General features: G+C 59.6%; 8 protein-coding genes and 2 pseudogenes. 5 read left to right on the top strand and 5 right to left on the bottom strand.

Annotated features, from left to right (window positions below):
* The first annotated feature begins 63 nt into the window (after positions 1 to 63).
* Both FEZ63_RS20620 and FEZ63_RS20615 read left to right on the top strand, forming a co-directional pair.
* Positions 64 to 924 carry an HTD2 family dehydratase gene (locus FEZ63_RS20620; protein WP_420846310.1) on the top strand — a complete coding sequence of 287 codons (861 nt, stop codon included), beginning with the start codon at positions 64 to 66 and terminating at the stop codon, positions 922 to 924.
* Positions 918 to 1,739: an HpcH/HpaI aldolase/citrate lyase family protein gene (locus FEZ63_RS20615; RefSeq protein ID WP_150948021.1), complete on the top strand. Its 822-nt coding sequence runs from the start codon at positions 918 to 920 to the stop codon at positions 1,737 to 1,739. The genes FEZ63_RS20620 and FEZ63_RS20615 overlap by 7 nt, the downstream gene beginning before the upstream one ends.
* 190 nt (positions 1,740 to 1,929) lie before the next feature.
* Here FEZ63_RS20615 and FEZ63_RS20610 read toward each other — a convergent pair.
* From FEZ63_RS20610 to rnk, 5 genes and pseudogenes are all read right to left on the bottom strand, one after another.
* Positions 1,930 to 2,215 (bottom strand): annotated as a pseudogene (locus tag FEZ63_RS20610) (integrase core domain-containing protein); the annotation flags it as partial.
* Positions 2,216 to 2,351: 136 nt separating this feature from the next.
* A pseudogene (locus FEZ63_RS20605) lies at positions 2,352 to 2,876 on the bottom strand (aldehyde dehydrogenase family protein); the annotation flags it as partial.
* Between the two features lie 940 nt (positions 2,877 to 3,816).
* A complete protein-coding gene (locus FEZ63_RS20600) occupies positions 3,817 to 4,740 on the bottom strand; it encodes an AAA family ATPase (protein WP_150948019.1) in 924 nt (307 codons plus the stop codon).
* A gap of 582 nt (positions 4,741 to 5,322) precedes the next feature.
* On the bottom strand, positions 5,323 to 6,939 hold the full coding sequence (gene ctaD, locus FEZ63_RS20595; protein WP_150948016.1) for a cytochrome c oxidase subunit I: 1,617 nt from the start codon (positions 6,937 to 6,939) through the stop codon (positions 5,323 to 5,325).
* Positions 6,940 to 7,867: 928 nt separating this feature from the next.
* Complete coding sequence (rnk, locus tag FEZ63_RS20585) at positions 7,868 to 8,272, bottom strand: nucleoside diphosphate kinase regulator (RefSeq protein WP_150948014.1); 405 nt, start codon at positions 8,270 to 8,272, stop codon at positions 7,868 to 7,870.
* Positions 8,273 to 8,475: 203 nt separating this feature from the next.
* Here rnk and FEZ63_RS20580 point away from each other — a divergent pair, with 203 nt between their 5' ends.
* The 3 genes from FEZ63_RS20580 (at position 8,476) to FEZ63_RS20570 (ending at position 10,583) form a co-directional block, all read left to right on the top strand.
* Entirely contained in the window at positions 8,476 to 8,817 is a 342-nt protein-coding gene (locus FEZ63_RS20580; protein WP_150948011.1) for a carboxymuconolactone decarboxylase family protein, read from the top strand.
* Positions 8,818 to 8,824: 7 nt separating this feature from the next.
* Positions 8,825 to 9,379 carry a DUF488 domain-containing protein gene (locus FEZ63_RS20575; RefSeq protein WP_150948009.1) on the top strand — a complete coding sequence of 185 codons (555 nt, stop codon included), beginning with the start codon at positions 8,825 to 8,827 and terminating at the stop codon, positions 9,377 to 9,379.
* A gap of 205 nt (positions 9,380 to 9,584) precedes the next feature.
* Positions 9,585 to 10,583 carry an SDR family oxidoreductase gene (locus tag FEZ63_RS20570; protein WP_150948007.1) on the top strand — a complete coding sequence of 333 codons (999 nt, stop codon included), beginning with the start codon at positions 9,585 to 9,587 and terminating at the stop codon, positions 10,581 to 10,583.
* Positions 10,584 to 10,590 lie beyond the last annotated feature (7 nt).

Below are 10,590 nucleotides of genomic sequence, written 5' to 3'. Positions count from 1 at the left end.
CCGCCCAGTGCCCGCCCTCGGCGCCCATACCGATAGTATCCGTGTGGAATTCGGGGAGGGGGCATGATGGCGTCGGCGCAATTCGATCTCGACCATCTTCGCCGCTGGATAGGCAAGACCGAGCAGGCGAGCGATGTGGTCACGGCCCGCCTGGTTGTTGGCCTCATCGCGACTATCGGTTCCGGTTCCCGCGACGACCTGGAAGTACCAATCGCGATGCATTGGTGCCTCGCGCCCCCTATGGTGCCGATGTCGGAACTCGGGTCGGACGGCCATCCGGCGCGGGGCGGTTTTCTGCCGCCAATTCCTCTGCCGCGACGGATGTGGGCCGGCGGGAGGCTCGACATTCACGACCGGCTGCGTGTCTCCGACGTGGTCACGCGCCATTCCGAGATCCGCGACGTGACGGTGAAGCGGGGAAGCTCGGGGACGCTCTGTTTCGTCACGGTCGACCACGAGATTTCCACAGAACGTGGCGTGGCGATCAGCGAGCGCCAGGACATCGTCTACCGCCCCGGCGAGACAGGCCGACTGGCCGCTCCTTCGGCAGTATCGACCTCCCCCGCGCAGCCCAGGCCGGCGAGGTGGAGCGGTTCGGTCGCAGCCGATCCGGTGCTCCTGTTTCGCTACTCGGCCCTGACCTTCAATGGTCACCGGATCCATTATGACCGGTGCTATTGCCGGGACGTCGAGGGCTATCCGGGGCTCATCGTCCATGGTCCGTTGCAGGCGACGATGCTGTTGGAGTTCGCGGCCTCGTTGAAAGGCGGGCGCACGCCGAGAGCGTTCGATTTTCGCGGCGTGAAACCTCTGTTCGACGGCGCCGACTTCACCCTCAACGCTGTGGAAGATGGGGGCGCGCTTCGCCTCTGGACCGCGAATGCGGACGGTCATGCCACAATGGAAGCGAGCGCCACATGGTGAGCAGAAATCCACTTGCATGCATCGCCCCTTTGTTCGTGCCGGGCGATCGGCCCGGTCGTTTCATCAAAGCGGGCCTATCGGGGGCGGATGCGGTCCTGATCGATCTTGAAGACGCGGTTCCACCGGTAGCGAAATCGCAGGCCAGGGAAGGCCTTCGTGCGCTGCAGCCGTTGGCCGTGCCGACCTTCGTGCGCGTGAATGCGCCGACGACAGAATGGTTTGGAGAAGATGTTGAGGTAGTGGGCTTCCTGCCGCTTGCCGGCATCGTCGTGCCCAAGGCAGAATCCGCGGGCGACCTTCGCGGCCTGCGCGAAAGGCTCGCTCCGGGACAGTCGATCATCGCGCTGATCGAGACGGCCGAAGGGCTCGCCAACGTTCGGGAGATCGCGCGGGCCGATGGCGCCCTCCGGCTTGCATTCGGGTCGATCGACTTCTGTGCCGATTTGGGTTGTGCGCACACCCGCGAGGCTCTGCTGTTCGCACGAGCCGAGATCGTGCTGGCCTCGCGGTCGGGCAATCTTCTTCCGCCGCTCGATGGAGTCACGGCCGAGACCAAGAATCCGGAGCTTGTGGAGAGTGACGCGCGGCACGCGAGCGACCTGGGCTTCGGGGGCAAGCTCTGCATTCACCCGAGACAGATCAAACCCGCCTTTGCCGGGTTTGCGCCCCTGGAATCGCAACTCGCCTGGGCGCGCGAGGTCCTGGCGGTGCCGGATCTGGGTGCGGTTGCGTTGAACAATCAGATGATCGATGCCCCGGTCCGCGAAAGGGCGCGACGTATCTTGGCGCGGGAGCGCCTCGGGCCTCGCGCTTGACGGCTTTGATTGGAAACGACAAACGAAAGCGGTGCGCGCTCACGCGTCGTGTCCGCATCTGCCGCTGGCATGCGGCTAGAGGAACGAAAAGAGATGGGTTTCATCGTGGCCGATGATCAGCTGTACTAGCTGGGACTTAATCTGACGTTTGATGTCCGAAGATGGTCGGGTTTGGCTTATCTGGTGGTGATCAGGCGGCGATCATTTTCTCCTTTGCCAATGGGACCGCATCCAGGAAGGTCTGCATCGGTGTCTTGCCGAAACACCAGCGCCCTTGATGGGGCCTCTCCTCATTTATAACTCACAACCCAGGCATCGAGGTCAATCTGCAATTCCGCGACCGACGCATAGATCTTCTTGCGGAACGCGACGCGGTAGAATTCATCGAGCACCGTCTTGTGAAAGCGTTCAGCGATCCTGTTCGTCTGCGGGCTCTTGGTCTTGGTGCGGGAGTGGTCGATATCCTCGATCGCCAGAATCCAGGCCAATTGTGTTAACTTCACCCATGGACGCCTCTCTCAAGTGGTGATCAACACCTCCACTTTGGCACACCAAGGCCGTTGGGGGGCGTCCACCCCATCAGATCCCTGGCGCTTCGCCGCCAAAATGATGTTAGCTCTTGCGCATCAGGATCATCTTCTCCTGTGTCATGTCGCGCATGGTGAAGGGGATGCCGCCGGTGGCGTAGCCGAATTCGCGGCGTCCGGCGAAGGGCATCCAGTCGGTGCGGAAGGTGGTAAGATCGTTGATCATCACGGCGGAAGCATCGAGCCGGTTGGCGGCGCGCAAGGCGACGTCGATGTCCTGCGCGAAGATGCTGGCCTGGAAGGCCACTGGCAGGGCGTTCGCCTGCGCGATGGCGTCGTCGAGCTTCTCATAGCGGTAGACGCAGACGACCGGGCCGAAGACCTCAAGCTGCGTCACCTTCGCCTCAGGCGACGGGTCGAGCAGCACGGTCGGCTCCAATGTCGTCAGCGAAATGCGCCTGCCACCGGTCGCGATCCGCGCCCCGTACTTGACCGCCTCGTCTATCCACGAGGCGACCCGATCAACCTCCTTGGGCAGGATCAGCGGCTCGACTTCAACGTCGTTGACCACGGGATCGCCGACCTTGAGCGCCTTCACCCGCGCGACCAGGCCGAAAGACGCCCAAATCGCCGACAATGCCATCAATGCCGCCGTGACAAAGACGACGATGACTGGACGATAGCTGACGGCATTTGGGTCGGCGACGGGCATGCCGAAGTGGCGACGCAGGTCGTCATTTTCGCCGACGCGATTTCCGTCGATGAAGGTCTGCGGCGTCATCTCGACGTCATGCTTGGCCTTGAAGGCGTCCTGCTCAGCTCGACTCTTCAGGAGGTTGTCATTGACCGTGTAGCCCTTGCGCTTGAGCAGGTGGACTGACTTCAGGCCGACGGGCAGGTGTGTTCGGGTGTGACCATCCGGTAGATTGTGGCTTGATTGGTCTGGTTGGCTCTCATGGTGAGACCCCGATCCTGTTAGATGAAAGTCATTATTGGCTCAATAGCCGTCGAGGATCGCCCGCATTCGTGCGATCTCCGAGCCAGGACGATTTCAACGCACAGCGCGACGATCTCCGGGTCATTCAGTAGGACGGTTCGCACACACGTGCCTGAGCTGATCTGCTTGAGAACGGTGCCTTCTCGCCGGCCTCAATTTCACCAGCCGCCATACAAGTGCAAGAGGGCACTCAAGAGGCCGAGGCTTGGTGCGAGCGCAGTTCGCCGTCTGTGAGCAACTGCGGCGCGTTCCCGATGATCGCAGGCGAGCAAAATTGAGGATTGGTCTGCTGGGGCGATGAAGGCTCATTTTTACAACAGACTTCCGAGCCAACCCAAGGTCGCGCATAGCCACCGGATCAAGCGGGCCAGGACCGATCCTCGCTATCCGCAGCAGATGATCCGGTCACATGGACGGCTCCGAGAATATCGTCGAACGATGCACGCCCATGCCGATCGAGAAGATCAGCAATCTGGTCGAGGGCGATCCTGTTTTCGTCGAGCATCGTTCTTGATCGCTTAAAACAGGCGGCAAGTGTGCGGTTCACGGTGCGTCACAAGGATACATCCGCCCGCAAGCGATCGAGGATCTCCGCGTCGCTGTGTGCGGCGAGATAAGCGAGTTGCCGACCCAGACCGAGCGATGCCTCCATCGCGGTCGCAAGAACGGTGGCCCGCTGGAGATCGGAACCGTCAGACCCGCCGCCGCCGTCGGAATGGGATCCGAAGGCGATCTCCTCGGCGGCAAGCCCGGACAGGAGCACCGTGATCTCGGCGAGATAGGACACCTTCGTCCCCACAATTCCAGAGCGGCGCTGGAAGACAGTCTTCCCGGCCGGGCCGCCGGCGGCGACGTCGCGAAAGGCCCAGACGTCGGCGGGGAGGGTGCCTGACACCGCCCGCGGCAGACAGCCGACGACGGCGTGGCCTGCCTCGGGAATGCAGGCCCGGCGATGGGCATCGTCCGTGAGGCACACCCGCGCCGGCAGGGATGCGTGAAGGTCGCCGATCAGGGGATCTCGCCGTTCCGTCCTCGCCTTGCGCCGAGCATCCCGCACGACCTGCTCGATGACGGCGCCCGATGCCCCTTGCAGACGCTCCGCAGTCTCGGTCAGGTCTTCTTCCTGGAGGGCGCCACGAAGATGATGCCGCAGAATGCCTTTTCTTGCCTCGAGGTCCGGCAGGGGAATGACGACGTGCCTGTCGAGGCGGCCCGGGCGCCGGATGGCGGCGTCGATCTTGTCCGGCAGGTTCGTGGCGCCGACCACGACCACACCCTCCCGCTCTTCGGCTCCGTCGAGACATTCAAGGAAGCCATTGATGACCTCTCGGCAGTATTGTTCGTTTCTCCCATCGAGTGTCTCCCGATCGCCAAACGAGTCGAGCTCGTCGATGAACAGGATGCAGGCGAATCCTTCCTCGCAAGAAGGCGAGCCGTCGGTTTCGACGCGTCGTCGACGCGATAGATCACGCGGCAATTCGGAGAGACAATATCATCGGGTAATTCGCTCGGATCGCACAGTTTAGCGCGTCGCAGCTCGGCCAACATGAAGTCCGCGTTACAATTGCCCTTCCGTTGGGCGATGCCCGCATAAAGCAGAAGATCATCGTAGTCAGTCGATGCTATCGTCAGGGGGGCAGGGACGGCGCAGACATGATCGAATGCTCCTTGGATGATGTGCTTCCGATCAGATTGGGATTCCCCACCAGCGACAGCGGAATCCGAAGCGAAAGCGTGGAATGGAAGTTCGCTAATTATTTATCTCGGGGGCTGACAGAAACTTGTCGCCGAAACGTGCCTGCTTTCAGGCGACCTGCGTATGTATAAAAATACGTTTTCATCTTTCGCAGCATAATACTTGCCACGCTAGTTTGAGGTTTTAGAAAGTCAAGTTCCTGACGGGCCGTGTGGTCCAGCCTGACCTCGTCGGAAGGATTCCTGCTCCATCCCGGCCCGTCAAGCGAGACGGGTCCGGATTGTTATTTGCGGTAGCCAAACGAGAGCCGCCGAAAGCCGGTGTCTCCGCCTTTAGATGGTGCGAAAGGGCGTCGGTAGCACCTCAATATTCCCGTCCCACGATGCGCGGCAGGACATCGAACTGGTGAAATGGGGGCGGAGACGACAGGGTCCATTCGAGCGTTGTCGCGCCTTCGCCCCACGGATTACCTGCGGCTTTCTCCTTGCGGACGAAGGCGTAGACGACGCCGAACATGAACACCAGAAGACCGGCGGCAAAAATATAGGCGCCGATCGAGGAGACGACGTTCCAGCCTGCAAACGCATCCGGATAATCCGCGTAGCGACGCGGCATTCCCGACAGACCGAGGAAATGCTGCGGAAAGAACAGGACGTTGGCGCCGACAAAGGCGATCCAGAAATGGGTTTTTCCGATCCACTCCGGGATGACGTATCCAGACATTTTCGGAAACCAGTAGTACATCCCTCCGAAGATCATGAACACGGCGCCAAGCGAAAGCACGTAGTGGAAATGGGCCACGACGTAATAGGTGTCGTGCATGTACCGGTCGATGCCGGCGTTCGCCAGTACGACGCCCGTCACCCCGCCGATAGTGAAGACAAAGATGAACCCGATAGCCCAATGCATGGCCGCGGAGAACCGAATCGAACCACCCCACATGGTTGCGAGCCACGAGAAGATCTTGATGCCTGTCGGAACGGCGATCACCATGCTGGCGAACACGAAATAGGCCTGGGTCTGAAGCGACAGCCCGACCGTGAACATGTGGTGCGCCCATACGACGCTGCCGAGAACGCCGATGGCTGCCATTGCGTAGGCCATGCCGAGGTAACCGAAGATCGGCTTTTTCGAGAATGTCGAAATGATATGGCTGACGATCCCGAAGGCCGGAAGAACCATGACGTAAACTTCGGGATGACCAAAAAACCAGAACAGATGCTGGTAGAGGATCGGGTCGCCGCCGCCTGATGGGTCGAAGAAGGTCGTGCCGAAATTACGGTCCGTTAGAAGCATGGTAATCGCACCTGCGAGCACCGGCAAGGTGATCAGCAGCATGAAGGCCGTGACCAGCATCGCCCAGGCAAAGAGCGGCATCTTGTGCAGTGTCATGCCGGGCGCCCTCATGTTCAGGATCGTGGTGATGAAGTTGATGGCGCCCAGGATCGATGAGGCACCGGCGATATGAAGCGCAAGAATGCCGAAGTCGACGGAGGATCCCGGATGGCCGATCGAGGAAAGTGGAGGATACAGTGTCCAGCCTCCACCGATGCCGAGGGAACCCGGGGCGCCATCCGAGAAGAGAGAAAGGAGGAAGAGCCCGAAAGCCGATACGATCAACCAGAACGAAATGTTGTTGAGACGCGGAAAGGCCATATCCGGCGCTCCGATCATCAACGGGATGAACCAGTTGCCGAAGCCGCCGATCAGTGCGGGCATCAGAACGAAGAAAATCATGACCAGACCATGTGCGGTCACGATGACGTTGAAGGATTGCGGATTGGAGAAAATCTGAAGTGCCGGCTCCTGCAATTCCATCCGCATCAGAATCGAGAAGCCGCCGCCCACGAGACCGGCGACGAAGGCAAAGATGAGGTAAAGTGTGCCGATGTCCTTGTGGTTGGTCGAGAAGAACCAGCGCCGCCAGAATGTCGGGATGCCATGGTCGCCTGCTACGTCCGCATGAGAAGCTGAATCCATGTCTTCCTCCTGAATCCGCACCGCGCGCGCAATCGGCTGGAAAACGGAAATCTGCCTCCCGCCAGCGTCGCCCGTTTCGGGACAGATGCGTGAGACCGCTCCCCGAAGGCGCGCGAAGTCAGTCTAGTCTCGACGTTCCGCCGTACGGGAGTGAATAATTATGAACTTTAAATACAAACTTTTTGCTGGATAAAACCCACGCAAACACAGATTGGCGATCAGCTATTTCCGGCAGAGCACGGTACAAGCTGCCGGGTTGCCTCCCTCAACCATCCAAAACAATTGCACTCAATGCCCAAACAATTTCCTTTGTCGTTTGTAACCTTAGCGGGCACAATGCTTGCGTCAAATATGGCCCGAACCTGGGCGCAAAGTGCAGAGCCGGACCAAGGACAGAAAGTGAGTTGGTCATGCACAAGGTACGAAGAACACGTTCGGTCGTCGTCGATTCATACAACCGCTCTGAACTCTGGTTCAGCTCTGGCCTTCTGGCGGCTGCTTTTATGCTCGTCGCATGGGGTATTTTTGCACCGTAGGCTGTTCCCAAAGCCTTCCCGAAACAGATCGAGCGGAGATGGGCCATGTCGTCCTACAACCTATTTCGGTCGCGAGAGCGGTCCGAGTTGATTTGCGCTGTTCCCGAGGATCGAGCGATCCCTCGGTTCATCACAGGCGCCGACTGGGAGTTCGATTGTAAGCTGGAGGGATTGGCTGGCCTGTCCTCGGCTTTCGATCTTACGGCCGCAGAGGTAGGCGTCCGTTACAACGGCTTTTACCTGTTTCAGAGATTTACACGACCGCGGCAGGATCCAGTCAGGTCAGGACAACCGGACCTTGGCTCGGTCGCGCACTAAGCGATTCCCACACCGTCGGTTAGCACGGGCGCTGGAAGACGAGGTTCTGCGGCAACGACAGTCCTCAGATGCGTTTATTCCGCGGGCGGATCCACATGCAGGACAGTGAGAAGATGGATTTGCCCGTCGTAACCCGACCAGGGAATCGTCTGGCCCTGTGTCAACCCGATGAGGGCCGCACCGATAGGCGTCAACACCGAAATCCAGTTCTCCGCGACATCCGCCTCATCCGGATAGACGAGCTTCGCCTCCCGTTTCTCGCCATCGTCATATGCGAACCTGACTCGGGAATTCATACGGACGATGGTAGGCGGAAGGCTGCCGGATACGAGTTTCGCCCTCTCGAGTTCGCTCAGCAGGCTTGCTGCGATCGCCGGCATCTCCGCCGAGGCCGCATGAGCCAAACGCATCAGACGCTCGCGTTCGACCTCGCAAACCACTATTCTGGGAAGCTTGCCACGTCCGGATGCGTTGCTCATGGAGATAACCTCACCTCACATGAATCTGATGCTCGGATATTCGTTTTGTTCCGACATCAGATATCAAAAGTTAACGCACCTCAGAACTTCGTCGAAGCTTTGTTAAACTCGCGGTGGCGCGTTTCCAGGAACCCTGCGGACGAGCCCGATAATGCTCATGATGTCGCCGCAACTGGTACGGCGGAAACGCGGAGAAAAACGCTATGACCGATTCTCTCTATAGTCTTCCCTCGAAGGAACTGGCAGACAGACGAAAACAATTCGCGCCGGAGGTGCACGATGCCTTTCGCGTCTTTGGTGAAACGGTTTTTGCCGAAGGCGCACTGCCATCCAAAACAAAGCAGTTGATTGCCGTGGCGGTGGCGCACGTTACGCAGTGCCCGTATTGCATCAGAGGTCATACCAAGATTGCCATGCGCCAAGGCGCGACGCGGGAGGAGATCATGGAAGCGATCTGGGTTTCAGCCGAGATGCGGGCGGGCGGCGCTTACGCACATTCCCTGCTGGCGATCGAGGAAATGGAAAAAGTTACGCCCCGCGGGTAGCCCGGCAATGTTGCCTTTCTTCACCATCGGACACTCGACGCGAAAACTCGGTGACTTCACCGCGCTGCTGCGCGGCGTCAATGTGAAGCTTTTGGTCGATGTTCGATCGATCCCCAGGTCGCGGACAAATGCTCAGTACAACAGGGAAAGCCTGCCTCACGAGCTTGCTCCGCTCGGGATCGAGTACCAACACATGGCGGCGCTCGGCGGTTTGCGTGAACGTCAGCAAACGGCGATCGCGTCCCTGAACACTTTTTGGAACAACGCAAGCTTCCGGAACTACGCGGACTACACGGCGACCGATGAGTTTCAGGGCGCTTTCAGGACATTACGGCACCTTGGTCACGGATCCTGCTGTGCCATCATGTGCGCCGAGGCGGTCTGGTGGCGCTGCCACCGCCGCATCATAGCGGATTATCTGGTGACGGCCGGTGAGACGGTCTTTCACATCATGGGCAGGGGAAGGATTGAACCTGCGCGTCTGACCTCGGCCGCACACCAGATGCCAAATGGCGTACTGGTCTATCCGAAGTCGGCGCATGTTCCGGAGCCGCATCAGTAGTATTGCCTGCCCGACGATGGCGTGGGCGTGGTGAGCAAGCGCGTTTGGGAATTGTCTACCCCGCTGAAGTCCGACGGTCCCATTCACTCCCCTGGATCACGGGATATTCTCTCCCGCGAATTCACGGGAGACGTCACGGTTTCCACCTTGGAGGAACGCAATTCATTTAGGAGACTTGTTTGAGGAACATGCCGGAGCATAGCCATTGCGCCTGAATCTGAAACCCATTCGGGATCAAACGATCGTCATCACGGGCGCCTCCTCAGGTATTGGCTTGGCGACTGCGCGCCAAGCGGCGGAAGCTGGTGCTAGGGTGTTCCTGGTCTCGCGCAACGAGGCAGCGTTGGCGCGGATCTGCCACGATCTTACAGCCCGAGGTTATGAGGCTGCGTTTGCTGTTGCGGATGTCGGCGATGCGGCGGCATTGAGGGCTGCTGCGCAGCAAGCCATCGCCAGGTTCGACGGCTTCGACGCGTGGGTTAATATCGCCGGCGTAGCGATTTATGCCAAGCTGCTGGATACACCAATACAAGAGCACGCGCGACTTTTCCGCACCAACTATTGGGGCGTGGTCAACGGCGCGGCGGCAGCCATTCCACATCTGAAGAAATACGGCGGAGCCTTCATCACAATCGGCTCCGTAGCGTCAGATATTGGTACACCGATTCTTGGCGCATATGCCGCATCGAAGCATGCGGTAAAGGGCTTCATCGATTCTTTGCGCATCGAACTCATCGCCGAGCGGGCTCCGGTATCTGTCACGCTGATCAAACCGAGTGGTATAGCCTCCCCGCTTCCTGAGCACGCTGCCAACCATTTCGACTGTGCCGTGAAGTCTCCGCCGCCCACCTATGCGCCGGAACTTGTAGCCGACGTGATTCTCCACGCCGTCACGCACCAACGGCGCGAGATCACAGTTGGCGGTGTGGGTTTTTTGCAAATCATCGGCGCGGCACACACTCCGCATCTGATGGACCGGATCTCAGCCGCTTTTATTCCGCTGATGAAAGACACGAGCCGTCGCCGCGAGGCCAAGAACAACCTTTTTGAGGCAGGGTTTAGCGGCGAAGTGCGGTCGCGGTTTCAAAGTTCGCGGCGGGTCAGTCTTTACACCACTGGAACGTTGCATTCTTTTGTTGTGGCCGGATTGGGCGCACTGGCCCTCGGCATTGCGCTAGCGGCGGCTGCGCGAGCTCGGAGATAGCTTTCAA

It is taken from the genome of Microvirga brassicacearum, from assembly GCF_008757455.1.
Taxonomy (GTDB): domain Bacteria; phylum Pseudomonadota; class Alphaproteobacteria; order Rhizobiales; family Beijerinckiaceae; genus Microvirga; species Microvirga brassicacearum.
This window is presented reverse-complemented; position numbering and strand designations above follow the sequence as displayed.